The 23776-nt window shown below is 67.1% G+C and carries 19 protein-coding genes and 1 pseudogene; 9 read left to right on the forward strand and 11 right to left on the reverse strand.

The window, feature by feature from the left end; all coding sequences use genetic code 11:
• Positions 1 to 24: 24 nt before the first annotated feature.
• Positions 25 to 1866 (forward strand): Wzy polymerase domain-containing protein, encoded by a 1842-nt coding sequence (locus tag VSR34_RS12860; protein WP_342962648.1) that lies wholly within the window; start codon positions 25 to 27, stop codon positions 1864 to 1866.
• A 49-nt stretch (positions 1867 to 1915) separates the two neighbouring features.
• On the opposite strand, the gene VSR34_RS12865 is transcribed toward VSR34_RS12860, so the two are convergent.
• On the reverse strand, positions 1916 to 2266 hold the full coding sequence (locus tag VSR34_RS12865) for a nucleotide pyrophosphohydrolase (protein ID WP_028211767.1): 351 nt from the start codon (positions 2264 to 2266) through the stop codon (positions 1916 to 1918).
• Positions 2267 to 2294: 28 nt separating this feature from the next.
• Complete coding sequence (gene moaC, locus VSR34_RS12870; protein WP_028211766.1) at positions 2295 to 2774, reverse strand: cyclic pyranopterin monophosphate synthase MoaC; 480 nt, start codon at positions 2772 to 2774, stop codon at positions 2295 to 2297.
• Between the two features lie 140 nt (positions 2775 to 2914).
• Between moaC and VSR34_RS12875 the strand changes: the two genes are divergently transcribed.
• Positions 2915 to 4765, forward strand: a complete 1851-nt coding sequence (locus VSR34_RS12875; RefSeq protein WP_028211765.1) for a M48 family metalloprotease — start codon at positions 2915 to 2917, stop codon at positions 4763 to 4765.
• Between the two features lie 71 nt (positions 4766 to 4836).
• On the opposite strand, the pseudogene VSR34_RS12880 reads toward VSR34_RS12875, so the two are convergent.
• The 6 genes and pseudogenes from VSR34_RS12880 to VSR34_RS12905 form a co-directional block, all read right to left on the reverse strand.
• Positions 4837 to 5406 (reverse strand): annotated as a pseudogene (locus VSR34_RS12880) (DUF2946 family protein); the annotation flags it as partial.
• Positions 5399 to 6469 (reverse strand): hydrolase, encoded by a 1071-nt coding sequence (locus tag VSR34_RS12885; protein WP_028211764.1) that lies wholly within the window; start codon positions 6467 to 6469, stop codon positions 5399 to 5401. The pseudogene VSR34_RS12880 and the gene VSR34_RS12885, both read right to left, overlap by 8 nt.
• Before the next feature lie 26 nt (positions 6470 to 6495).
• On the reverse strand, positions 6496 to 6942 hold the full coding sequence (locus VSR34_RS12890) for a nuclear transport factor 2 family protein (protein WP_342962649.1): 447 nt from the start codon (positions 6940 to 6942) through the stop codon (positions 6496 to 6498).
• A gap of 360 nt (positions 6943 to 7302) precedes the next feature.
• Complete coding sequence (gene waaF / locus VSR34_RS12895) at positions 7303 to 8328, reverse strand: lipopolysaccharide heptosyltransferase II (RefSeq protein ID WP_028211762.1); 1026 nt, start codon at positions 8326 to 8328, stop codon at positions 7303 to 7305.
• A 321-nt stretch (positions 8329 to 8649) separates the two neighbouring features.
• Positions 8650 to 8844 carry a zinc-finger domain-containing protein gene (locus tag VSR34_RS12900; protein WP_028211761.1) on the reverse strand — a complete coding sequence of 65 codons (195 nt, stop codon included), beginning with the start codon at positions 8842 to 8844 and terminating at the stop codon, positions 8650 to 8652.
• A gap of 43 nt (positions 8845 to 8887) precedes the next feature.
• A complete protein-coding gene (locus tag VSR34_RS12905; RefSeq protein WP_028211760.1) occupies positions 8888 to 9811 on the reverse strand; it encodes a branched-chain amino acid transaminase in 924 nt (307 codons plus the stop codon).
• 498 nt (positions 9812 to 10309) lie between these two features.
• Between VSR34_RS12905 and VSR34_RS12910 the strand changes: the two genes are divergently transcribed.
• The 7 genes from VSR34_RS12910 to VSR34_RS12940 all read left to right on the forward strand — a co-directional run bounded on the left by VSR34_RS12910 (position 10310) and on the right by VSR34_RS12940 (position 18980).
• Positions 10310 to 11509 carry a phosphoglycerate kinase gene (locus tag VSR34_RS12910; protein ID WP_028211759.1) on the forward strand — a complete coding sequence of 400 codons (1200 nt, stop codon included), beginning with the start codon at positions 10310 to 10312 and terminating at the stop codon, positions 11507 to 11509.
• Between the two features lie 438 nt (positions 11510 to 11947).
• Positions 11948 to 13384: a pyruvate kinase gene (gene pyk / locus VSR34_RS12915; protein WP_028211758.1), complete on the forward strand. Its 1437-nt coding sequence runs from the start codon at positions 11948 to 11950 to the stop codon at positions 13382 to 13384.
• A 387-nt stretch (positions 13385 to 13771) separates the two neighbouring features.
• On the forward strand, positions 13772 to 14836 hold the full coding sequence (gene fba, locus VSR34_RS12920) for a class II fructose-bisphosphate aldolase (RefSeq protein WP_028211757.1): 1065 nt from the start codon (positions 13772 to 13774) through the stop codon (positions 14834 to 14836).
• Positions 14837 to 15088: 252 nt separating this feature from the next.
• Entirely contained in the window at positions 15089 to 15979 is an 891-nt protein-coding gene (locus tag VSR34_RS12925; RefSeq protein WP_028211756.1) for a phosphoribosylaminoimidazolesuccinocarboxamide synthase, read from the forward strand.
• Positions 15980 to 16018: 39 nt separating this feature from the next.
• A complete protein-coding gene (gene purE / locus VSR34_RS12930; protein ID WP_028211755.1) occupies positions 16019 to 16537 on the forward strand; it encodes a 5-(carboxyamino)imidazole ribonucleotide mutase in 519 nt (172 codons plus the stop codon).
• Positions 16538 to 16683: 146 nt separating this feature from the next.
• On the forward strand, positions 16684 to 17901 hold the full coding sequence (locus tag VSR34_RS12935; RefSeq protein ID WP_342962650.1) for a 5-(carboxyamino)imidazole ribonucleotide synthase: 1218 nt from the start codon (positions 16684 to 16686) through the stop codon (positions 17899 to 17901).
• Positions 17902 to 17915: 14 nt separating this feature from the next.
• Positions 17916 to 18980 (forward strand): L-threonylcarbamoyladenylate synthase, encoded by a 1065-nt coding sequence (locus VSR34_RS12940; protein ID WP_342962651.1) that lies wholly within the window; start codon positions 17916 to 17918, stop codon positions 18978 to 18980.
• A 92-nt stretch (positions 18981 to 19072) separates the two neighbouring features.
• Here the strand turns inward: VSR34_RS12940 and VSR34_RS12945 are convergent, their stop codons facing one another.
• The 3 genes from VSR34_RS12945 to dacB all read right to left on the reverse strand — a co-directional run bounded on the left by VSR34_RS12945 (position 19073) and on the right by dacB (position 23538).
• Complete coding sequence (locus tag VSR34_RS12945) at positions 19073 to 20455, reverse strand: acylhydrolase (RefSeq protein ID WP_342962652.1); 1383 nt, start codon at positions 20453 to 20455, stop codon at positions 19073 to 19075.
• A 169-nt stretch (positions 20456 to 20624) separates the two neighbouring features.
• Positions 20625 to 21596, reverse strand: coding sequence for a sterol desaturase family protein (locus tag VSR34_RS12950; RefSeq protein ID WP_342962653.1), 972 nt, complete (start codon positions 21594 to 21596; stop codon positions 20625 to 20627).
• 271 nt (positions 21597 to 21867) lie between these two features.
• Positions 21868 to 23538: a D-alanyl-D-alanine carboxypeptidase/D-alanyl-D-alanine-endopeptidase gene (dacB, locus tag VSR34_RS12955; protein WP_028211750.1), complete on the reverse strand. Its 1671-nt coding sequence runs from the start codon at positions 23536 to 23538 to the stop codon at positions 21868 to 21870.
• Between the last annotated feature and the right edge of the window lie 238 nt (positions 23539 to 23776).

Raw genomic sequence — 23776 nt, forward strand, 5'->3', positions numbered from 1 at the left:
TTGCTGACGCCTGCCGCCTAGTCCATGCCTTCCAAATTTGCGCGTTACCTTACGTTCGTCTTGCTGGCCCTCGCGTTGACGCTGCCTTATGCCGTCGTCAACCACACCTATCCGATTCCCACGTTCTATGCGGAATTCGTTGCGCTGACACTTTATGTGCTGGTCGCCGCAGCGACGCTGATGCTCGTTCGCCCGGCGCGCTCGGGCGGCGGTTTCGCGTCGCCCACGGTTGCGCTGGTGCCGCTTTTCTTCGGCCTGCTGCTGATCGTCCAGACCTTCGCGCTGCCGCTCGCCGAGCCGTCGATGAACTGGCTGGGCGCGGGCTACCTGCTCGCCGCCTTTCTGGCGACGCACGCGGGTTACACCATCTCTCGCGCGCGCCTCATGCAGTCGGCGCTCGTGTGGGGCGCGTTCGCGTTGCAGATCGGGGGGCTCTTCGCCGTGTTCAGCCAGGTGATCCAGCTCTTTCACCTGGAAACGAAAGTCACGCCGCTCGTGGTCGCGTACAACATCACGGTCGATCGGCGGCCGTTCGGCAACATGGCGCAGGCCAATCACCTCGCGTCGTATATCGCTTTCGCCATGGCCGGCGCGATGTACCTCGTGCAGACGCGCCGCCTGAACCCCTTGCTCTGGGGCGTGCTGACCGCGATCTATTCGGGCGGCCTCGCGCTCACGGTGTCGCGCGGGCCGTGGCTGCAGATGGGGGTGATCTTCGTCGCGGGGCTGTGGATCGCGCTGACGGGCTGCCGCACTGAAGCGGGCGAGGGGCGCGGCGCGAGTGCCGACGGACTCGCGTCCGCGGCGCTCTCGGGCCGCAAGGCGGCCGGCTTGCGCGCCTGGCTCATTCCGGTCCTGCTGTTGGTGCTCTTCTTCGGCATGAATGCGTTCGTGCGGTGGGCCAACATTCGCTACAACCTCGACCTGGCCCAGTCGGCCGCCGAACGCATGAAGGACGCCAGCCAGATCGCGCCACGACTCGCGCTGTGGCGCTACGGCTGGACGATGTTCAAGTCGCATCCTGTGCTAGGCGTCGGCTGGGGCGATTTCCCGGTGCATCAATTCGAGCTCGTGCGCTCGCTGGGCGGCGTCGAGATCGCCAACAACGCGCACGACATCTTCCTCGACCTGCTAGCCAAGACCGGCCTCGTGGGGCTCGGCATCGTCGTGATCGGGCTCGTCACCTGGTTCGTGCGGGCGCTGCGCGTGCCGCATACCGCCGAGCGCGTGTTCGGCTTCATGCTGATCGGCGTGCTCGTCATGCACGCGCTCGTCGAATATCCGCAGCAGTACATGTTCTTCCTGCTGCCCGCGATGTTCGTGTTCGGCCTGCTGGAGACGAAGCCGCTCTCCGTCGTGCCGCCGCGCGTGGCGCTCGGCGTGTATGCGGTGGTCGTGTTCGGCGCCATTGCGGCGCTGTACCCGGTGCTGCGCGACTATAACCGCGCGGAGGTGCTGTACTACGGCCAGCATCCGGCGCGCGATTATGGCGCCGATCCGTCGCGTCTGTTCGGCGCCTGGGGCGACTACGGCATGGCTACGCTGTTGCCGATGAACGCCGCGAGTCTTTCGAGCAAGCTCTACGCGCATCAGCGCGCCATTGCGCTGCTGCCCGGCGAGACGGTGCTGCGCCGCTATGCGGTCTTGCAGGCGCTGGATGGCGACACGGTGGGTGCATTCGATACGGTGGAGCGCCTGCGCATTTTCGCCACCGAGTTGCACGACTGGCCGACGCAGCTTGCTTCGCTCTACGGACTGCTCGACGAGCAGGACACGCTCAAGGACTTCAAGGCGCAACTGGTGAAGAAGTACGGCGTTCCGCCGAAAGCGGCCGAGCCCGACGACGAGGACGATTCGGAGGACTGAGTCTCGCGGCCTGTCTACAAAGCGGCGGTGATTCGGCGGCTTGCCGCGATCAAAGCTCGGAGTATTTCGCGGCGCTGCCCTTCGCTTTCTCGACCGGATAGCGCCGCGCGTTCAGCGCGAGCTTCTCTGCCGCCGCATCGACGAGACTGAATCCCGCCGTGTTGGCGACCAGCATGAGATAGATGAACACATCGGCGCACTCGTGCCGGAGGTTCTTCAATTGCTCGGGGTCGGCGAGCAAGGCTTCGATCTCGGCATCGTTCTTCCACTGCACGGTTTCCAGCAGCTCGCCGGCCTCGATGCTCGTAGAGACGATCAGATTGCGCAGCGTGTGAAACTGCTTCCAGTCGCGCGCGTCGCGGAAGGCCAGCACCTGCTCGAGCAGCTCGTCGATCGTCATAGCCCTATCCTCGATGGAGCCCGTGGGCTCAACGCTCAGCCACCCAATCCCCCGACTTCCCGCCGTGCTTCTCCAGCACGCGCACATCGGTGATCGTCATGCCGCGGTCCACGGCCTTGCACATGTCGTAGACCGTCAGCAGACCGACCTGCACGGCGGTCAGCGCTTCCATCTCCACGCCTGTGCGGCCGAGCGTCTCCACCTGCGCGGTGCAGTGCACGCCCGGCAGCGCTTCGTCGAGCGTGAAGTCCACCTTCACGCGCGTGATCGCGAGCGGGTGGCAAAGCGGAATCAGGTCCGACGTGCGCTTCGCGCCCTGGATCGCCGCGATGCGCGCGACGCCGATCACGTCGCCTTTCTTTGCGTGGCCGTCGCGGATCAGCGCGAAGGTCTCCGGCAGCATGCGAATCGTGCCGCTCGCTAGCGCGATGCGCTTCGTCTCGGCCTTGCCGCCGACGTCGACCATGTGGGCGTCGCCGGCTGCGTCAAAATGCGTGAGTTCGGGCATGGTGGGTTCTTCCTCGAGGGGTGCCTATCTTATCAGCGCGGCGTGCGGCGGCAGGCGGGCTACAATCGACCGGTCGGCGCAGGCGGCGCGCACCGGATTCGCCGCCGCGCCCGTGCCCGCGTTCTCCGATCCTGTCATCAATGCGTCTGAAACGGCTGCTTGCTGCGTGGTTGTGCGCGTCGCTCGCGGTTCACCCGCAAGCGTACGCGCAGGCGTCGAATGGCGCCGTGCTCAGTCTCGGCTCGGGCCCGGCTGCGACCGCCGGCGCGACCTCGACAACGGCAGCGCCAGCAACGGCCCACAAGTCCGTCACCGCCGCATCGGGCCATGCGCCGGACGCATCCACTGCGCCCGTTACCGCGGCGCCCGCGCTCGTCAACGGCCCGCTCGACGACTCGGCGGACCCCGTGGTCCCCGCCTCGATCGCGCAGGGCGTGTTCGGCACCTATGGCGGCGCGCAGAGCCGCTTCGCGGCCCAGAGCCAGTCCGGTCCGCTTTACCCGGGCAGCAATGCCAGTGTGCGCGCCCCCACCTGGGTGCCGCAACTGCCCGACCTCGGCGATGGCTCCGGCGGCGCGCTCACGCCGCAGGCCGAGCGCCGCATCGGCGAGCGCGTGATGCGCGAAATTCGGCGCGACCCCGACTATATCGGCGACTGGCTCGTGCTCGATTATCTCGACTCGGTCGCCGCGCGCCTCGCGGCCGCGGCGAGCGCACAGTTCATCGGCGGCTATCGGCCCGACTTCGAGATCTTCGCGATCCGCGATGGCCAGATCAACGCGTTTTCGCTGCCCGGCGGGTTTATCGGCGTCAACACGGGCCTGATCGTCGCCACGCAAACGGAATCCGAACTCGCCTCCGTGATCGGTCACGAGATGGGCCACGTGTTGCAGCGGCACATCGCGCGCATGCTTTCGCAAAACGTGCGCACCGGCCTCGCTGCGCTCGCGGGCGTACTGTTCGGCATTCTCGCGGGCGTGCTCGCGCACAGCGGCGACCTCGGCAGCGCGATTGCACTGGGCAGCCAGGCCTACGCGGTGGATACCCAGTTGCGCTTCTCGCGCGCCGCCGAGCATGAAGCCGATCGCGTGGGTTTCAAGCTGCTGACGGGCGCGGGCTACGACTCATGGGGCATGGTGGCGTTTTTCGAACGGCTCGAGCGCGACTCGATGGGCGACACAGGCGTGCCGGCGTACGCGCGCACGCATCCGCTCACCGGCGAGCGCATCGCCGACATGCAGGACCGCGCCCGCCGCGCCGACTACCGTCAGCCGCACCAGGCGCCCGAGTATGGCTTCGTGCGCGCACGCGTGCGCGTGCTTCAGAACCGCACGCGTGGCGACTACATCGACGAGGTTTCGCGTCTGCGTTCGGAGCTCGAAGACCGCACGGCGCTCAACGTCGCCGCGAACTGGTATGGCATTGCGTACGCGCAGATGCTGCTCGAGCGCTACGCAGACGCCACGGCCTCGCTCGCGAACTCGCGCGCCGCGTTCGCGCAGTTCGAGGCCGCGGATGGCGGCAAGACACGAAACTCGCCGAGTCTCGATGTGCTCGCCATCGAGATTGCGCGGCGCTCGGGCCGCACCGACGACGCCGTGCGGCTAGGTGAGGCCGCGCACAAGGCTTGGCCCGCTTCGCACGCGGCCACCGATTCGCTGATGCAGGCGCTGCTTTCGGCGCACCGGTTCAAGGATGCGCAGGCGCTCGCGCGCAGCGAGACGGAAGCCGAGCCGCAGCAAGGCGCGTGGTGGCTTTATCTCGCGCAGGCGAGCGCGGGGCTCGGCGACACGCTTACGCAACATCGCGCGATGGCGGAAAAGCTCGCGCTAGACGGCGCGTGGCCCTCGGCCATACGCCAGCTCAAGGAGGCGCGCGACATGAAATCGGTGGGCTACTACGACCTGTCGACCATCGATGCGCGCCTGCACGACTTCGAAGCGCGCTACAAGCAGGAGCGCGAGGACGCGAAGGACGAGGGCCGCGGCTGAGGCGCCTGGCCTTCGCGCTCGGGCGACGGGTCGTCGGCGTGCGCGGCGCCTTGCGCTTCGCGTTCCGCGAGCGCCGGGCTCGGCACGAAGGCAAAGCGCGCGGACACGTCGGCGCGCTTGATCGGCTGCAGCGGCAGCGCCGCGTCGGCGCGCCAGTGGAACGTGCCGCTGTGGGCGTCGTCGGCGAGCGTCGCGTGGTCGGAGAACAGATCCAGGTCGTGATCGTGCAGCAACGCGGCGCGCGGCGGCGTGCCGCCATCGGCGAAGATCACGCTGCCCGCTTCGTCGAGATAGGCGGCCACGGGCTCGAAAGGCTGGCCGGCCTGGTCGGTGAGCGTCAGCGCGCCCTCGCCACCGTAGTGGCCGGCCGCGAGACGGGCGATCCACGGCGTGTATTCGAGTTCGACGTACACGCGCTGCGGCCCGTTCTGGAAGTACCACTGCCCCTGTTCATCGCGCTCGTAGTTGCGGTTGATGAAGCCGAGCAGGGCTTCGTGGCGGATCGCGGTGCCGGGCGCGTTCTGCGCCTGGGCGGCCTCGTCGCGCATGCGCCAGTTGCCGCGCGCGTCGAGCAGCAGCCAGCCCGTGCAATGCGGGACGTTGGGCCAGCGCGCGAGCGCCTGTTTGACGATGTCATCCATGAGAGACGAAAGACGAGAGATAAGCGAACACGCGCTGCGCGAGCCAGTCGCTGCGGCCGGGGAACGGGCCCGTCATGAAGCCGACGTGGCCGCCGTGTTCGGGCTGGTCGAGCTCGACTGCGGCGCTCACTTCGTGGCGCGCGGGCAGCACGCGATCGGGCAGGAACGGATCGTTGCGCGCGTTCAGAACGAGCGTGGGGACGACGATCTCGCCGAGCTTCGGACGGATCGTCGCCTGGGTGTAGTAGTCGTGGGTGTTGCGAAAGCCGTGCAGGGGCGCGGTCACGACGTTGTCGAATTCGTACATCGTGCGGCTGGCTAGCACGCGCTGCGCGTCGAAGAGGCCGGGGTACTGTTCGAGCTTCTGGAGCGCCTTGACCTTCAGCGTCTTCAGGAAGCTGCGCGTGTAGACCATGCCGAAGCCTTGCGCGAGCATCTCGCCGCCCGCGTGCACGTCGAGCGGCGCCGAGATCGCTGCGGCGGCCGCGACGATCGCGGCATCTTCGCGGCGCTGCGCGAGCCAGTGCAGGAGCACGTTGCCGCCGAGCGACACCCCCGCGACGACGAGCGGCCCCGCGTGGCGGGCGGCGAAGCGGCGCAGGACCCAGTCGGCCTCGTCGGAATCGGCGAGATGGTAAAAGCGCGGCAGCAGATTCAACGGCCCGCTGCAACTGCGAAAGTGCGGAATCGCCGCGTGCCAGCCGCGCGCGTGCGCGGCCGCGGCGAGCGCGCGCGCGTAGTGCGAGCCCGAGCCGCCTTCCAGGCCGTGGAACAGGATGAAAAGCGGTGCGTCGTGCGAACCCGGGCCGGTCCTTTTGCCGTCAACCCAGTCAACGTCGATGAAATCGCCATCGGGCGTGTCCCAGCGCTCGCGACGGTAGGCGGGCGCGGGCAGGCGCGAGAAGAGCGCCGGCACGATGGTCTGGATATGTGCGCCGGGCAGCCAGAAGGGCGCACGGTAGCGGGAGTCGTAGCTGGCGCCGAGCACGGCAGCCTGGGCCTCGAGCGCGGCGGCGACGCGGGCTGCCTCGCTGGGCTTGCTGGTGTCGTCGGTCGTGCTCATGACTGCCCCCTGCTTGCGCTCGTCTGTCAGTGCAGCGCGCCCTGGCCGTGGCGCAATCTGGCCGAAAACTGGGTGGCTGCGTCGTCCGGCATGCGGCTCGCGTGAATGTGCGCGATGCGCCACTCGCCGCGCTCGTGAACCATCACGTAGGTCGTGAAGACCATGGCGGGAATCGCGCGGGGATCGACCGGGCGGTGCGCCTCCACGATCGCGTAGACCACGGTGCCGAGGCTGTCGTACACACGGATGTCGAGCGGCTCGATCGACACGGGCGCCGCTTCGAGCTGCGCGGAGAGGCCCGCGCGGATGTTCGGCAGGCCATGCAGATGCGCGCCTTCCGCCGTGATGCAGCTCACGAATTCTTCATCGATCCACAGACCCATCAAGCTGTCGATGTTGACTTCCGCGACGGCCTGGTAGTACGTGTTGAGGGTGTCCGCGGCGGCTTCGAAGATGTGGGCAAAACGTGGCATGGCTCGTTAGTCTGGTGTGCTCAGAGTTGCACTCGGCGTGTACCTGGGCGCGGGTTGGCGATTGATCGGTTGCGTCGGCTCATGTGCCGATCGCGGCGTTTCGCGCGTTTGCCGGCCGCGCGCGCCGCATTCCGGCGGGCGGCGCCGTTGCAACGAGACGCCGCCTTTGCCGCGAGCATGCCGCCCTCGCGAGACAGGCCTGTGACGTCGTGCTCCGATGCGGCGCTTTGGTCTCTCTCTCGTGCTTCTATTGGGCGCGCGCAACGCGCGTGGCGTCCGTTGCGTGGCGCACATCCACTCGCGTGCGCCATGGCTTCGGCGTTGGGTGGCGCACCGCCACCCAACGCCGCCTGGAGCTTGCTATCGCTGCCCGAGCAGCATGCCGCGCAGATCGCCGAAAACCTGCTCCGGACTCAGTTCGCGCAGGCAGTTCAGATGCCCGAGCGGACACTCGCGCGCAAAGCAGGGACTACATTCGAGATGCAGCCATTGTACCTTTGCAAGCTCGGACAAGGGCGGCGTGTGGCGCGGATCCGTCGATCCGTAGAGCGCGACGAGCGGACGGCGCAGCGCGGCCGCCACGTGCATCAGGCCCGAATCGTTGGTGACCACGGCGTTCGCGCGCGAGATCAGCGCGCACGCTTCGCCGAGCGCCGTCTGCCCGCACAGGTTGCGTACGTTCGGCGCACGGTCGGCGATGGCCTGGGCGAGCGGGGCGTCCTTCGGCGAGCCTAGCGCGACGATCTGCGTGTACGGGAACGACTGGCCCACCATCTTCGCGAGCGCCGCGAAATGCTCGGGCGGCCAGCGCTTGGCGGGGCCGTATTCGGCGCCGGGGCAGAACACGAGCAGCGGCACGCGCGTATCGAGGTTGAAGCGCGCCGAGACGCGCGAGGCCTCGTTCGGGTCCGACTCGAGGCGCGGCATCGGCAGATCGTCGGGCACGGTGGCGCCCGGCGCGTAAGCGAGCGCGGCGTAGTGCCCGACCATCGGTGGCCGCTCGTTCTTCGGGGGATTCGCGTGGCGCACGTTCAGCAGGCCGTAGCGGTTCTCCCCCGTGTAGCCAATGCGCAGCGGCACGTTGGCGAGCCACGGAATCAGCGCGGACTTGAGCGAATTGGGCAGCACATAGGCGGCGTCGTAGCGCTCGGCACGCAGATCGCCGGCCAGTTGCCAGCGGCGCAGCAACTGCAGCTTGCCGTGGCCGAGGTCGGTGGCGTAGACGTCGCGGATCTCGGGCATGCGCTCGAGCACGGGCGCAACCCAGGTCGGCGCGAGCGCATCGATCTGAATGCGGGGGTGCAGTTTAACGAGCCGCGATAAAAGCGGCTGCGCCATCAGTGCGTCACCGATCCAGTTCGGTGCGATTACCAGCGCGCGGCGCATCGGGAGTCAGGGTCCGGAGAGGGTAAAGGTTGCACGCGGCTTCCCGCTTCGGGGCGGCGCGCGAAACACGGTTATGAATTCGACGAAGCGTTTGCGTGACGTCCCGCCGGCGTGCCGGTGGGCGAAAGCGCAACGGCGTATGGCTTCGTGGCGATGTGCGCACGACCCGCAGCGCACCGCCGTCTTGCTGGCGGCACGCTGCGGGCAGTGATGCATGGGGAATGCCGGGCGAGCGCGATGCTTTCACTCGGCGGCACGCGCTCACGGACGACAATGCCAACGCGCCGTTCGGGCGCGATCGGCACGTTTGGGCGCAACGCGTCAGTGGCCGTGGACGACCTCGCCCTCGCGCAGCTTGTAACGCGTGCTGCAGTATGGGCACTTCGCTTCGCCGTGCGTCACGTCGAGGAACACGCGCGGATGGTTGCTCCAGCGCGGCATCGACGGGTTCGGGCAGTAAGCGGGCAGATCCTTGGCCGAAAGTTCGACCAGCGGCATTTCCTTGATTTCGCTCATGAGGACGATTCTCTGTGTAGCTGTGGGGGCAAGCGTTCGCTGCTTAGACCTTCGCGAGCCAGCTTGCGTATTTTTCGCTCTTGCCCGAGACCACGTCGAAGAAGGCCGATTGCAGCTTCTCCGTGATCGGGCCGCGCGAGCCGCTGCCGATCGTGCGGTTGTCGAGCTCGCGGATCGGCGTGACTTCGGCGGCGGTGCCGGTGAAGAACGCTTCGTCGCAGGTGTACACCTCGTCGCGCGTGATGCGCTTCTCGATCACCGGAATACCCATGTCGCGCGCGAGCGTGATGACCGTGTCGCGCGTGATGCCGTCGAGGCACGACGCGAGGTCCGGCGTGTACAGCTTGCCGTTGTTGACGAGGAAGAAGTTCTCGCCCGAGCCTTCCGACACGTAGCCGTCGACGTCGAGCAGCAGCGCTTCGTCGTAGCCGTCGGCGGTGGCTTCCTGGTTGGCGAGGATCGAGTTCACGTACCAGCCCGAAGCCTTCGCGCGCACCATCGAGACATTCACGTGATGGCGCGTGAACGACGAAGTCTTCACGCGGATGCCCTTGGCAAGGCCGTCTTCGCCCAGATAGGCGCCCCACGGCCATGCGGCGATGGCCACGTGAATCGTGTTGCCTCGCGCCGAAACGCCGAGCTTCTCCGAGCCGACCCAGATGATCGGACGGATGTAGCACGAGGCGAGCTTGTTCGCGCGCACGACTTCGAGCTGTGCCTCGGCGAGCGTCTTCGCGTCGAACGGCACGTCCATCTGGAAAATCTTGGCCGAGTTGAGCAGGCGCTTCGTGTGCTCGGCGAGGCGGAAGATGGCGGTGCTGCCGCTGGCGGTCTGGTAGGCACGTACGCCTTCGAAAACGCCCATGCCGTAGTGCAGCGTGTGGGTCAGCACGTGAATCTTGGCGTCGCGCCAGTCAATCAGCTTGCCGTCCATCCAGATCTTGCCGTCGCGGTCGGCCATTGACATACGATTCTCCAGACAAGTGCAGTAAATATCGGGCTTGTTAAGCGGGCTTCGCCGCATGCCGCGCGGCTGCGGGTGGCAAAGACGGCTATTTTAGCGTCATTTGCCGCCTCCCAGCGCGCCTGCGGGCACGTGGGGCGGGGTTTGCGGGCAATTCGGGTGTGGCAAGCACCCCTCGCGGTTTTTTTTGAGCCGCCGCGCATGCTGCGGCGCAGCAGTCCGCGCCCAATGCCCGCTGGGCGTGCAGCGCCTTCCCAAATACGCGAGATTCGCCAGGGCACGTCTCAGATCGTCCTGGCTATCGGCTAAAATACCGATCTCGCAATTCGATGCCGGCTCGTGCCAGCGACGAGCCGCGACCCGGAGCCCTGACCGGAAAGCCAGTCAGATCCGGATCCCGCGCCGTGCCCTGCAGCACGTCCTGGCCGCCCGCCACTGAGACTGGCCCGCGGCGCCCGCATCGCCTTGCCACCGCCTTCCCACCATCAAGATGACATGTCCATGAACAAGGTTCTGCGTCTTTCCGATCTGATCTCCGAAGGCAAGTTGAAAGGCAAGCGCGTATTCATCCGCGCCGACCTGAACGTGCCACAGGACGACAACGGCAACATCACCGAAGACACCCGCGTGCGCGCCTCCGTGCCGGCCATCAAGGCCGCACTCGACGCTGGCGCGGCCGTCATGGTCACCTCGCACCTGGGCCGCCCGACCGAAGGCGAGTTCAAGCCCGAAGACTCGCTCGCGCCGGTCGCGAAGCGTCTCGCCGAACTGCTCGGCCGCGACGTACCGCTGGTTGCGAACTGGGTTGAGAACGGCGTGAACGTCGAGCCGGGCAACGTCGTGCTGCTCGAGAACTGCCGCGTGAACAAGGGCGAGAAGAAGAACTCGGACGAGCTTTCGCAAAAGATGGCGAAGCTCTGCGATATCTACGTGAACGACGCGTTCGGCACCGCCCACCGCGCCGAAGCGACCACGTACGGCATCGCGAAGTATGCGGGCGTCGCCTGCGCGGGCCCGCTGCTCGCGGCCGAACTCGACGCGCTCGGCAAGGCGCTCGGCGCGCCCAAGCGCCCGCTGGTGGCGATCGTGGCAGGCTCCAAGGTCTCGACCAAGCTCACCATCCTCAAGTCGCTGGCCGAAAAGGTCGACCAGCTGATCGTGGGCGGCGGCATCGCCAACACGTTCATGCTGGCTGCGGGCCTGAAGATCGGCAAGTCGCTTGCCGAAGCCGATCTCGTGGACGAAGCGAAGGCCATCATCGAAGCGGCGCGCGCGCGCGGCGCCTCGGTGCCGATCCCGACCGACGTCGTGACGGCCAAGGAGTTCGCGCCGACGGCGAAGGCCGAAACGAAGAAGGTGGCCGACGTGGCCGACGACGAGATGATCCTCGACATCGGCCCCGTCACCGCCAACGCGCTCGCCGCACAGCTCGCGCAGGCCGGCACGATCGTGTGGAACGGCCCGGTCGGCGTGTTCGAGTTCGATCAGTTCGGCAACGGCACGAAGACGCTCGCGGATGCGATCGCCAACTCGGGCGCATTCTCGATCGCAGGCGGCGGCGACACGCTCGCGGCCATCGCGAAGTACAACATCGCCGACAAGGTCAGCTACATCTCGACGGGCGGCGGCGCCTTCCTCGAGTTCCTCGAAGGCAAGAAGCTGCCGGCAGTCGAAGTGCTCGAAACGCGGGCGGCCGGTTAAGTGGCGCCGCGGGCCCCGGGCGCGAAGTCGGCAAGAGCCGCCGCCATGAGCAAACTTCCTCGCGCTGGCGCACAGAAGTCGCGCAGCGCAGCCGGGGCCGCAAAGAAGGGGGGCGCAGCGCCCCAGCCAGATCCGGCACGGGCGGGCGCGACGCCCGTTGCCGCAATGGCGGACGTCGCAGACGAGGCGGCAAGACAGTCGACTGCTGAATCGACAGCCGCGCAGAATCCGACAGGGCGCACAGCCACGCCCGCATCGAATCCAGTTACGCATGTAAAAAGCGCCGCAGCGGCTCAAGTGAGCCCCGCGGCGACCTCCAAGAAAGCGACGCCGGGCTCACCCGGTGCGCGTTCCGGTGCGTCCGCTGCCGCGGCACGACCGGCCAGCACGTCTCGCAGCAGCGGTTTTCCCAGCGATCCTATCCAGACGAGGAGACTCATGCATCGCGCCACCAAGATTGTCGCCACCATCGGTCCGGCTTCCAGCACGCCGGACATCCTGCAGAAAATGATCCGCGCAGGGCTGGACGTGGTGCGCCTCAACTTCTCGCACGGCACCGCCGACGACCACCGTCAGCGCGCTGAAATGGTGCGGGATTGCGCCCGCCAGGCCGGCCGCGAAGTCGCGATCATGGCGGACCTGCAAGGGCCGAAGATCCGCGTCGGCAAATTCGAGAATGGCAAGACGGTGCTCGAGCCGGGTCAACCGTTCATCCTCGACGCCGAATGCGAGCTGGGCAATGACGAACGCGTCGGCCTCGACTACAAGGATCTGCCGCGCGACCTGAAGCCCGGCGACGTCCTGCTGCTCAACGACGGCCTCATCGTGCTCGACGTCTCGCGCGTGATCGGCAGCGAGATTCACACGGTCGTGCGCGTGGGCGGCGACCTGTCGAACAACAAGGGCATCAACCGCCAGGGCGGCGGCCTCACGGCGCCCGCGCTGACCGCGAAGGACATGGAAGACATCCGCACGGCCATGTCGCTCGGCGCGGACTTCGTCGCCGTGTCGTTCCCGAAGAACGCGACCGACATGGAAATGGCGCGTCAGCTCGCGAACATCGCGGGCGCGCCGTACGGCATCAAGCCGAAGATGATCGCGAAGATCGAGCGCGCCGAAGCGATTCCGGCGCTCCAGGAGATTCTTGATTCGTCGGACGGCATCATGGTCGCGCGCGGCGACCTCGCCGTGGAAGTGGGCAACGCGGCGGTGCCGGCGCTGCAAAAGCGCATGATCCGCATGGCGCGCGACTCGAACAAGCTCGTCATCACGGCCACGCAGATGATGGAGTCGATGATCCACGCGCCGGTGCCCACGCGCGCCGAAGTCTCGGACGTCGCCAACGCCGTGCTGGACGGCACCGACGCAGTGATGCTCTCGGCCGAATCTGCGGCGGGCAAGTACCCGGTGCAGACCATCGAGGCGATGGCCGCGATTTGTCTGGAAGCCGAGAAGTCGGAGCAGAGCGAACTCGACAAGGACTTCCTCGACCGTACGTTCACGCGCATCGACCAGTCGATCGCCATGGGCGCGCTCTTCACGGCCTACCACCTGGGCGCCAAGGCGATCGTCGCGCTCACCGAGTCGGGCTCGACGGCGCTCTGGATGTCGCGCCACTGGACTCACGTGCCGATCTTCGCGCTCACGCCGCGCGCGGCCAGCGAGCGCGCGATGTCGCTCTACCGCAATGTGACGCCGCTGCATCTGGACACCAGCAGCGACCGCGATACGGCCCTCCAGCAAGCGATCGAAGTGGTGGTGAGCAAGGGGTATGCGGCGCGCGGGGACATGGTCGTGCTGACCGTGGGTGAACCGATGGGTCAGCCGGGCGGCACGAACACGCTGAAGATCGTGCGCGTGGGCGACGTGCTGTGAGTGCCGTCTTGTGATCTCTCGCCGTGATTTTTGCGAGGCTCCCTAAGATAAACCGCGCTGGCGCCGACTGGTATCAGACTGGTATCGGATCGGCGCCAAATCGGTGTTGATTGATGGCTTTTGCCCACAAATCCCGGTACGTACTTCGTAGAAACGCCGCACCGCCTGTCAACCGTTTTTGCATCTTCTCGCTGATTTGACGTCTCGATACGCCAGTTTCATGCCCGTTGCGTGCCTCGCGCCGGGAGGGGACGCGCTTCGCGATAAAATCACGGCATCGAGCCCGCTGCGAGCACGCGGGCGGCGGCTGCCAGGCCGCCTTCGACCGGCTGCGCAAGATAGCCGGCGGCACGAAGCCATTCGTTTCAAATCAAAGGAGTAGCAACAATGCCTCTCGTTTCAATGCGTCAACTGCTCGATCACGCGGCTGAACACGGCTATGGCCTGCCGGCGTTCAACGTGAACAACCTGGAACAGGTCCAGGCGATCATGGAAGCCGCGAACCAGGTGGGTTCGCCGGTGATCATGCAAGCCTCGGCCGGCGCGCGCAAGTATGCGGGCGAGCCGTTCCTGCGTCACCTGATCGAAGCCGCGGTCGAGTCGTATCCGCATATTCCGGTCGTGATGCACCAGGACCACGGCCAGTCGCCGGCGGTCTGCATGGCCGCGATCCGCAGCGGTTTCACCAGCGTGATGATGGACGGCTCGCTCGAAGCCGACGGCAAGACGGTCGCTTCCTACGAGTACAACGTCGATGTGTCGCGCAAGGTCGTCGAAATGGCGCACTCGATCGGCGTGACGGTCGAAGCCGAACTGGGCGTGCTCGGTTCGCTGGAAACGATGAAGGGCGACAAGGAAGACGGTCACGGCGCCGAAGGCACCATGACGCGCGAGCAGCTCCTGACCGATCCGGAGCAGGCCGCCGACTTCGTGAAGCTCACCCAGTGCGATGCGCTGGCCATCGCCATCGGCACGTCGCATGGCGCGTACAAGTTCTCCAAGAAGCCCACGGGCGACATCCTGTCGATCCAGCGCATCAAGGAAATCCACGCGCGCATTCCGAACACGCACCTCGTGATGCACGGTTCGTCGTCGGTGCCGCAGGAGCTGCTCGCGGAAATCCGCGAGTTCGGCGGCGACATGAAGGAAACGTATGGCGTGCCGGTGGAGGAAATCCAGGAAGGCATCCGTCACGGCGTGCGCAAGATCAACATCGACACCGACCTGCGCCTGGCGATCACGGGCGCGATCCGTCGCTATATGTATCAAAACCCGTCGAAGTTCGACCCGCGCGACTACCTCAAGCCGGCCCGCGAAGCCGCGAAGAAGGTTTGCGTGGATCGCTTCCTCGCGTTCGGCTGCGAAGGCCAGGCCGGCAAGATCAAGCCGGTCTCGCTCGACAAGATCGCGGAGAAGTACAAGTCGGGTGAACTCGCGCAGATCGTCCGCTAACGGCGCCTGATGCGCCGGGCGCGCGGGCCCGGTCCGGCTCGGAGGTTCCGCCGGGAAGGTCCGCCACGCGCCTGTTGTCGTAAAAACATCGCCGTTTCCGCCTGTTTCGGGGGAGCGGCGATGGGCTTTTCTGGGAATTTTGGTTTACCCTCGCAATACCTTCAGGATTCCGGTCTTCTTGCGCCGTTCACGGGCGCGAATCTGACCCGGACCCGCTTTTCGTTCCGATTGTTCTTTTAGCGAATCACGACGATGTCTACCCTCTACGAATCCACGCTCCGCTCGCTGCCGCTCCTCGGCCGCGGCAAGGTCCGCGACAACTATGCCGTGGGCAACGACAAGCTGCTGATCGTCACCACCGACCGTCTGTCGGCGTTCGACGTCATCATGGGCGAGCCGATTCCGCGCAAGGGCGAGGTGCTCAACCAGATGGCCGACTTCTGGTTCGAGAAGCTCAAGCACGTCGTGCCGAACCACCTCACGGGCGTGGCGCCCGAGACCGTGGTCGCCGCCGACGAAGTCGATCAGGTCAAGGGCCGCGCCGTGGTGGTGAAGCGCCTCGAGCCGATCCTCGTGGAAGCCGTGGTGCGCGGCTATCTGGCTGGCAGCGGCTGGAAGGACTACCAGGCAACGGGCGCCGTGTGCGGCGTCGAGCTGCCGCCGGGCCTGCAGAACGCGCAGAAGCTGCCCGAGCCGATCTTCACGCCGGCAGCGAAGGCCGAAATGGGCCACCACGACGAGAACATCACCTACGAAGAGATGGAGCGCCGCATCGGCACGGAGCTCTCGCGCACCATCAAGGAAATCTCGATCAAGCTGTACAAGGAAGCCGCCGACTACGCGGCCACGCGCGGCATCATCATTGCCGACACGAAGTTCGAATTCGGTCTCGACAACCACGGCCAGCTGTATCTGATGGACGAGGCGCTCACGGCCGACTCGTCGCGTTTCTGGCCCGCGGATCAATACCAGGTCGGCTCGAACCCGCCGTCCTTCGACAAGCAGTTCGTGCGCGACTGGCTCGAAACCCAGGACTGGAAGAAAGAGCCGCCGGCGCCGAAGCTGCCCGATGAGGTAATTGAGAAGACATCGGCGAAGTATCAGGAGGCGCTCGAGCGTCTCACGGGTCAGAAGCTCGCTTAAGGCAATCAAGCAAGCGCAAAGAGGGAAGAAGGAAGCACAATGAGCGAAGTTCAGACGGCTCACCAGCACGCGGCGCCGCTCGTCGGCGTGTTGATGGGCTCCAGCTCCGACTGGGAAACGATGAAGCACGCGGTCGCGATCCTGCAGGAGTTCGGCGTCGCCTACGAGGCCAGGGTCGTTTCGGCGCACCGCATGCCCGACGAAATGTTCGAGTACGCGGAAAAGGCGCGCGAGCGCGGCCTGCGCGCGATCATCGCGGGCGCGGGCGGCGCGGCGCATCTGCCGGGCATGCTGGCGGCCAAGACCACGGTGCCCGTGCTCGGCGTGCCGGCGGTCAGCAAGTATCTGAAGGGCGTGGATTCGCTCCACTCGATCGTGCAGATGCCCAAGGGCGTGCCGGTCGCGACCTTCGCCATCGGCGAGGCGGGCGCGGCCAATGCGGCGCTCTTCGCCGTGTCGATCCTTAGCGTCACCGATACGGAATACGCCAACAAGCTCGCGGCCTTCCGCGTGCGCCAGAACGAAGCGGCCCACGCCATGGTGCTGCCCCCGCTGTAATCTGGCATTCGATCGATCCGGGCGACGCCGCCCGACAGAAGTATCACCGTCCAGGCCGCGCCGCGAGCGCAGCGCCCGGACGTTAAACACCGGCCTGGCCCGCGCGACGTCCCCACATGCGCGGCCAGCCGCGACCGACCACGAAGATGACTCCTGACAACTCTCCGGTTTCACCGATCCTGCCCGGCGCCTGGCTGGGCATGGTGGGTGGCGGCCAGCTCGGCCGCATGTTCTGCTTTGCCGCCCAGGCGATGGGCTATCGCGTCGCCGTGCTCGATCCCGACGCGACGAGCCCAGCGGGCACCGTAGCCGACCGCCACATCTGCGCGGCCTACGACGACGAAGCCGCGCTCACCGAACTCGCGCGCCTGTGCGCGGCGATCTCGACCGAGTTCGAGAACGTGCCCGCGGCCAGCCTCGACGCGCTGGCGAAGTCGACCTTCGTGAGCCCGGCCGGGCGCTGCGTGGCGGTGGCGCAGGACCGCATCGCCGAGAAGCGCTTTATCGCGGCGGCCGGCGTGCCGGTCGCGCCCCACGTGGTGATCGAGTCGTCGCAGGCGCTCGCCGGCATCGACGACACCGCGCTCTCTGCCGTGCTTCCGGGCATCCTCAAGACCGCGCGCATGGGCTACGACGGCAAAGGCCAGGTTCGCGTGGGCAACGCCGAGGAAGTGCGCGAAGCGCATGCCTCGCTCGGCGGCGTGCCGTGCGTGCTCGAAAAGCGTCTGCCGCTCAAGTTCGAGGTGAGCGCGCTGATCGCGCGCGGCACGAACGGCGCGGCCGTGGTCTATCCGCTCGCGCAGAACACGCATCGCAACGGCGTGCTCTCGCACACCATCGTGCCCGCGCCCGACGCGAGCCCGGCGCTCGTGCAGCAGGCCCAGCAGGCGGCGATCCAGATCGCGGCCAAGCTTGGCTATGTGGGCGTGCTGTGCGTCGAATTCTTCATCCTCGAAGACGGCACGCTCGTCGCCAATGAAATGGCGCCGCGCCCGCACAACTCCGGCCACTACACGACCGACGCCTGCGCGACGAGCCAGTTCGAGCAGCAGGTGCGCGCGATGACGGGCATGCCGCTCGGCGACACGCGCCAGCACTCGCCGGCCGTGATGCTGAACATTCTCGGCGATGTCTGGTTCCCCTGTGCCGTGGGCGAGGCGAAGCCCCAGAAGGGCGCCGCGCCCGTCACGCCGCCGTGGGACCAGGTGGCCGCAATGCCGGCCGCGCGCCTGCATCTGTACGGCAAGGAAGAAGCGCGCCCGGGCCGCAAGATGGGCCACGTGAACTTCACCGCGCCCACGCTCGACGAAGCGCGCACGGCCGCCCGCGACTGCGCGCGCCTGTTGCACATCGCCACGAGCTGAGGTTGGGCCGCATCATGTCCGATCAGCAGAACGCGCCGCCCGCTGGCACGCCGCATCCGACCGAACCGCAGCCGTCCGCCGCGGAGATCGAGCAGGCCGCAGCGCTGCTCGACGCGGGCGAACTGGTCGCGTTCCCGACCGAGACCGTCTATGGCCTCGGCGGCGATGCGGCGAGCCCCGAAGCCGTCGCGCGCATCTACGCGGCCAAGGGGCGGCCGGCGAATCACCCGGTGATCGTGCATCTGCCGCCGGGCGGCGACCCGACGTACTGGGCCGCGGAGTGGCCCGAGGCGGCGCAAAAGCTCGCCCAAGCCTTCTGGCCCGGCCCGCTCACGCTGATCGTCAAGCGCCACGAGCGCATTCCCGACGCCGTGAGCGGTGGGCAGGATTCCGTGGGGTTGCGCTGCCCGTCGCATCCGGTCGCGCAGAAGCTGCTCGCGGCGTTTTCGCAGCGCCGCGGCGGCCATGGCGGCGTGGCGGCGCCATCGGCGAACCGCTTCGGCCACGTGAGCCCCACCACGGCGCAGCACGTGCGCGACGAATTCGGCGGCACGGTGCACGTGCTCGACGGCGGCGCGTGCGATGTGGGGATCGAATCGACGATTCTCGATTTGTCGCGCGGCTTTCCCGCGCTGCTGCGTCCCGGCCACGTGACGCCGCACGATATCGCGCGCGTGCTCGGTGAGGCGCCGCGCCTGCCCGACGGCTCGGACGCCACTGCGCCGCGCGCCTCTGGCACGCTCAAGGCCCATTACGCGCCGCGCACGCCGCTCGCGCTGCTGCCGTTCGAAGCGCTGGAGCCGTTGCTCGCGGCGGCGCGCGATGCCGGCGAAACGGTGGCGCTGGTGGCGCGTGCCTCGCGCGCGCACGCCTGGACGCAGGCGCCGCATGTGCATTTCGTCGCCGCACCGGAAGAGCCGCAGGAATATGCGCGCGAGCTGTATGGCTTGCTGCGCGCGCTCGATCGCGCGAATGTCTCGCGCATCCTCATCGAGAAGCTGCCGGAGACGATCGAGTGGATCGCGGTCAATGACCGGTTGGGGCGCGCCGCGGCGGCGTTCGAAGCGCAGCAACGTTGAGCACGGCTTTTCGCGCTGTCGAAAAAAACACCCCACGAGCCTGATGGTCCGTGGGGTGTTTTCTTTGCACCAGAGGACCGGTGCGTGAGGCGCTATTGCGGTGCCTTGCCGATACCCGCGGCAGCCAGCTGCGTTTCGACGAACGTGGCGAACTGCGCGTGCAGCGCCGTGGTCGGATGGAACTGATCCGCGAACATGTAGGTCGTGGGCGCGTTGGCCGCCTTCAGCGTCTGCGGCGAGCAGAACAGTGCGCTGCCGAAGCTCGTACCGTATGCCTGCGCCGCTGCGTTGATCGTTGCCTGCGGCGTCGTGGCCGGGTCCAGACCCAACGTTGCCTTCGGATTGGCCAGCGCATAGTTGGTCGCGCTGGTTGTCATCTGCGTGAGATTGCAGGCGGTGTCCGTGTTCGTCACGGTGAAGCCGAGGCTGGCCGCGTTCTGGATCGACTGGTCTAGCCACGAGAACACGTCGACCACGACGACCTTTTTGGCGGCCACCGAGGGCCCGATTTCCTTCAGCAGCGTGAGGTTGTACATGGCCGAGACGAGCGAGAGCGCCTGATCGGGCGAGCTCGACGAACCGGGAGTTGCGCCCGTGCTCGCATCGGCTTCCAGCGCTGCCGGCGTCTTGCCGATATCGGGCACCGTCGCGACGGCTACTTTGGGTGTGCCCGCAATCTGCGTGCTGACGAGGTTCGCCAGCGTTTGAGCGGCAGTGAGAACCGGCAGAATCGACGTGAAGCTGGCAGCGTAGGCCGGGTTGGTGACAATCTGGAGCGCGATGGCTGCCGGCACCAGGGCCGTGGCCTGTGCTTGCGTGAAGCCGGCGTTCATCAGGCTCGCAACCGTGCTCTGTTGCGTCGCGGGATCGATGACGAGTCTCGAGAACGGCGTGGCCGCGAGTGCCGTGCCGAATGCCGTCAGACCTGCGCCTTTGTTGTCCAGCAGGTTGAGAATCTCGTTCGCGCCGCCTTCCACGAGCACGAGCTGATTCGCATTGAAGCCGCCGTGCTGCGCCAGATACTGCTGGAGCTGCCACGTCACCGGCTGCTCGCTGGCGGCCGGGATCACAGCGCTCGTATTCGCGACGCCGCCGCCGGTAACCAGTGCGCCGCCCTGCGCGTAATCGAGCCCGCCGGTCGCCGTGAGCGGCAGGCCGAAGCCGCCTTCGAAGGCCGGCGAAAGCGTGCTGCCGAAATACTCGGAAACTTTCTGCGCCCAGACTTCGCCCGGGTTGGTCGTGAAGCGGCCACCGCCGAAGCCCGGCAGAATCTGCTCGGAATACGTGCCCGCGTCGGTCAGGCTCGTGCCGAACGCCACCACCTGCAAGCTGACGCCCGACGGCGGCGGCGTGCTCGCGTTGTTGTTCCCCCCGCTGCCGCCGCCGCAGGCGGCGAGCAGCGCGAAAGCCGCGCTCGCGACAGCGATCTGGGTGGCGCGCAACAGCGTACGGTGTCTCGGTCCTTGATGCTTCATGTTCACTTCATCTCCTCTGTGTGTGGCCTTTGGTGCCATGTCTCATTGCTCTTGCTACAGGTGCTCGCGCTGCGAGTTGCTGTTGTTCTCGATCGCGGGCCGTGCATGCAACCCCCTGCATGCTGCTGGCCCCGGGTCGGCGCCAAGGTCAAAAGGATCAGGCAATCTCTCAGGGATTGCGCGACCCGAACTCGGCCTCAGTATCGTTTTCGGGCACGACGTGCCGTGCATGCGCCGCCGCCGCCGTTACCGATGCGAGGCCCAGCGCGTCGTATCGCTCGCACCAGTCGGGCGGCGCGAACAGCGCGGCGGCGCGTGAACGCCAGCCGGACATACGTGCGAAGTCGCGGGCCATGGCGAGCCATTCGTGAAACGTCGCCTTGAGCGGATTGCACGACGCTAGCGGCTTGACGATGCCGTAATCGGGCGCTTCCCGAGCGTCTTCCTCGACGTAGCTGCCGAACATGCGGTCCCAGATCGCGAGCACGCCTGCGAAGTTGCGATCGATATAGCGTGCGTTGCGCGCGTGGTGGACGCGATGCATCGACGGTGTGTTGAGCGCGTATTCCAGCCAGCCGAGCTTGCCGATAGCCTGCGTATGAACGAAGAACTGAAACGCGAGGTTGACGAGCACGATTGCGACGACCTGCTCCGGCGTGAAGCCGAGCAGGGCAAGCGGAATCCAGAACATCCACATGCCCGCGACGGGATACATGAGGCTCTGGCGGAACGCGGTGGAAAGGTTCAGGCGTTCCGACGAGTGATGGACGACGTGCGCGGCCCAGAGCCAGCGCACGCGATGGCTCGCGCGATGAAAGGCGTAATAGAGCAGGTCCTGCGCGACAAAGAGCGCGAACCAGGCGACGAAGCCCGGCTGCCATGAAACGAGCCGGAAATGACGGTAGACATAAGCGTAGACCGGAACCGCAACGAGCCAGGCAAGCTTGTCGGCGCCCTGATGCATGAGCGCGAGCGCGGCGTTGCAGAGCGTGTCGGGCCACGTGTAGCGTGCGTTATCTGCCGCGGCGGCGTTCGGTGCGGTGCGCGGCCGCGTGCGGGAGAGGTGCCACGCTTCCCAGCCGATGCAGGCGAGAAACACGGGGGCGAGGGCGAGCAGCAGCCATTGCGCATCGAACTGCACGAACGTCGTCCTCCTTGTCTCGTGAGCGCGCTGTGGGTCAGCGCGGCAGATGTATTCTCGTGTCGTTTTTGGCCGTCTTGTCGCCTTCGAAGGGCGGGCGGCTCGATGGCTGCGCGTTTGTCGGATCGATATGACGCGCTTTGGCCTGTGCCCGCCAGAGTACACGCCTCGCACGCTGGACGGGCGGCGCTTTGCTAGAGGAAAACTTCGAGCCCGGCGCGAGGCGGCGGGCTCCGAGGAGACGGGCGGGCGAGCGCGTTGGAGCGCCGCGTCAATGTGCGCCGCGCCGTTTGACTTCTGCCCTGTGCGTGGCCTTCGATGCCTTCGCCGCACGCTTGGGATGGGGCTCGACGTACACGGGCTTTTCTTCGGGCATACCCTTGTAGACCCACTCCAGCAGCGCGTCATGCGCGGCACGCGCGGCCTCGGCGTGCGGGTCGTTGATGAGGCTCACCACGATCCAGCTCTCGCCGTTCTCAGCCGCCACGTAGCCGGCAATGGCGCGCACGTCGCGCAGCGTGCCCGTCTTGATGTGCGCATTGCCGCCCACGCCCGCGTTGGTCAGGCGGTTGCGCATCGTGCCGTCCACGCCGGCCACGGGCAGCGAATCAATGAAGACCTGCGCGACCGGGCTCGCGTTCGCGTTCTGCAACAGGTTCGCGAGCGAAAGCGCACTGATGTGCTCTTCGCGCGAGAGGCCGCAGCCGTTGTCGAGCACCAGCTCGGGCATGGAAAGACCGCTGCGCCGCAAGAACGCATTGACGGCGGCGCCGGCCTTCGCGGTAGTCGAAGGCGGCTTGCCGGCGACTGCGCCGAGCGTAAGGAAGAGATTGCGCGCCATCACGTTGTTGCTGAACTTGTTGATGTCGTGCACGACGTCCGAGAGCGGCGGGCTCTGATGCACAGCGAGCAGACGCGCGTGCGGCGGCACGACGCCTTCGCGCACCGCGCCGCCCGGATTGGCGAAGAGGCTGCTGCCCGCTTGCTGCCAAAGGGCGAGAAAGCCGTCCGCGAAGAACGTGCTGTGGTCGACGGGCGCGGCCATGTTGAGCGTGCGGTCGCCGCAGCCCATGGCGTAGCTGCCCGCGAAGCTCGCGGTCACGACGCCGTTGCCGCCGGGCGAGACCTGCGGGCTCGGCAGCATGCCGCCGCACGCGCCGCGGCGCTCGCGGATCTGGTTGTCGATCTGCCACTGCGCGACGGGCGGCACGACGTCGATCGACACGCCCTCGCGCGAGGGCGAGAACGTGAACGAGACCGCCTTGAACGCGTACATCAGCGGATCGGGGCCGACGTTGTAGGGCGCGCTGTCGTCGCCGTCGAACGAGGGGAGGTCGCGCGTGGACGCGTCGAACTCGCTCTTGTCGAGCACCAGCGCGCCGTCGATGCGCGCGACGCCCGCCGTGCGAATCTTCTGCACGAGGTCGATGAGTTCTTCGGGCACGAGCTTCGGGTCGCCCGTGCCCTTGATGTAGAGATTGCCGTGCAGCGTGCCGCTCGCATCGATCTCTCCGTCGGTGTAGGCGCTCGTCTTCCAGCGATAGTCGGGACCGAGCATCGAGAGACCGCTCCACGTCGTGACGAGCTTCATCGTCGACGCGGGCATCATCGGCTGGCCGGCATTCACGGCGACGCTCGGCAGGCGGTCGCCCACCTTTTCGATCACCACGCTCACCGACGAGAGCGGCACGTGCGCGCGCTCGAGGCCCGCCATCACGGTGGGCGGCAGCACGGTGGTCACGTTGACCGTGGGCACGCGTGCGCCTTCGGGCTGCGCTTGCGCGGCCGGCGCGGCAACGAAGCCCGCGGCGAGCGCCGCGCAGGCCAAGGCGAGCGCGGGCGGCAGGGCACTGCGATGAGCGCAGGCGCCTTGCGCCCGGTCGGTGCGCGAGGCGGGCAGTCTGAACAAGGAGCGTAGGCGGGACAGCGAGGCGAGCGGCATGAAAACGTTAGGGCGAGTGCGTGCGGTGCGCTTCCCGTGCGCGGCGAACCGCGAGAGGGTCCCACCGGCGCTGCGCGCGGACGCGAAATTCGGGCGGCGCGCTTTGCGCGATGCGCATGCCGTAGCGTGCCGTGCAGGCCGGCTCGCGCGCATCGCGGCGTTGCGCCGCAAAAGCGCTCATTGTAAAGACCTCGCGTGGCTCGCGCGCATTGCGCGCGAGAAAAGCCGGGGAAAAGCG

The sequence above is a fragment of the Paraburkholderia sp. JHI2823 genome (assembly GCF_038900695.1).
Lineage (GTDB): Bacteria > Pseudomonadota > Gammaproteobacteria > Burkholderiales > Burkholderiaceae > Paraburkholderia > Paraburkholderia mimosarum.

Excerpts from the sequence above, each read along its gene's own strand:
- VSR34_RS12860 (WP_342962648.1), top strand. The coding sequence starts at position 25 with ATGCCTTCCAAATTTGCGCGTTACCTTACGTTCGTCTTGCTGGCCCTC.
- VSR34_RS12865 (WP_028211767.1), bottom strand. The coding sequence starts at position 2,266 with ATGACGATCGACGAGCTGCTCGAGCAGGTGCTGGCCTTCCGCGACGCG.
- moaC (WP_028211766.1), bottom strand. The coding sequence starts at position 2,774 with ATGCCCGAACTCACGCATTTTGACGCAGCCGGCGACGCCCACATGGTC.
- VSR34_RS12875 (WP_028211765.1), top strand. The coding sequence starts at position 2,915 with ATGCGTCTGAAACGGCTGCTTGCTGCGTGGTTGTGCGCGTCGCTCGCG.
- VSR34_RS12885 (WP_028211764.1), bottom strand. The coding sequence starts at position 6,469 with ATGAGCACGACCGACGACACCAGCAAGCCCAGCGAGGCAGCCCGCGTC.
- VSR34_RS12890 (WP_342962649.1), bottom strand. The coding sequence starts at position 6,942 with ATGCCACGTTTTGCCCACATCTTCGAAGCCGCCGCGGACACCCTCAAC.
- waaF (WP_028211762.1), bottom strand. The coding sequence starts at position 8,328 with ATGCGCCGCGCGCTGGTAATCGCACCGAACTGGATCGGTGACGCACTG.
- VSR34_RS12900 (WP_028211761.1), bottom strand. The coding sequence starts at position 8,844 with ATGAGCGAAATCAAGGAAATGCCGCTGGTCGAACTTTCGGCCAAGGAT.
- VSR34_RS12905 (WP_028211760.1), bottom strand. The coding sequence starts at position 9,811 with ATGTCAATGGCCGACCGCGACGGCAAGATCTGGATGGACGGCAAGCTG.
- VSR34_RS12910 (WP_028211759.1), top strand. The coding sequence starts at position 10,310 with ATGAACAAGGTTCTGCGTCTTTCCGATCTGATCTCCGAAGGCAAGTTG.
- pyk (WP_028211758.1), top strand. The coding sequence starts at position 11,948 with ATGCATCGCGCCACCAAGATTGTCGCCACCATCGGTCCGGCTTCCAGC.
- fba (WP_028211757.1), top strand. The coding sequence starts at position 13,772 with ATGCCTCTCGTTTCAATGCGTCAACTGCTCGATCACGCGGCTGAACAC.
- VSR34_RS12925 (WP_028211756.1), top strand. The coding sequence starts at position 15,089 with ATGTCTACCCTCTACGAATCCACGCTCCGCTCGCTGCCGCTCCTCGGC.
- purE (WP_028211755.1), top strand. The coding sequence starts at position 16,019 with ATGAGCGAAGTTCAGACGGCTCACCAGCACGCGGCGCCGCTCGTCGGC.
- VSR34_RS12935 (WP_342962650.1), top strand. The coding sequence starts at position 16,684 with ATGACTCCTGACAACTCTCCGGTTTCACCGATCCTGCCCGGCGCCTGG.
- VSR34_RS12940 (WP_342962651.1), top strand. The coding sequence starts at position 17,916 with ATGTCCGATCAGCAGAACGCGCCGCCCGCTGGCACGCCGCATCCGACC.
- VSR34_RS12945 (WP_342962652.1), bottom strand. The coding sequence starts at position 20,455 with ATGAAGCATCAAGGACCGAGACACCGTACGCTGTTGCGCGCCACCCAG.
- dacB (WP_028211750.1), bottom strand. The coding sequence starts at position 23,538 with ATGCCGCTCGCCTCGCTGTCCCGCCTACGCTCCTTGTTCAGACTGCCC.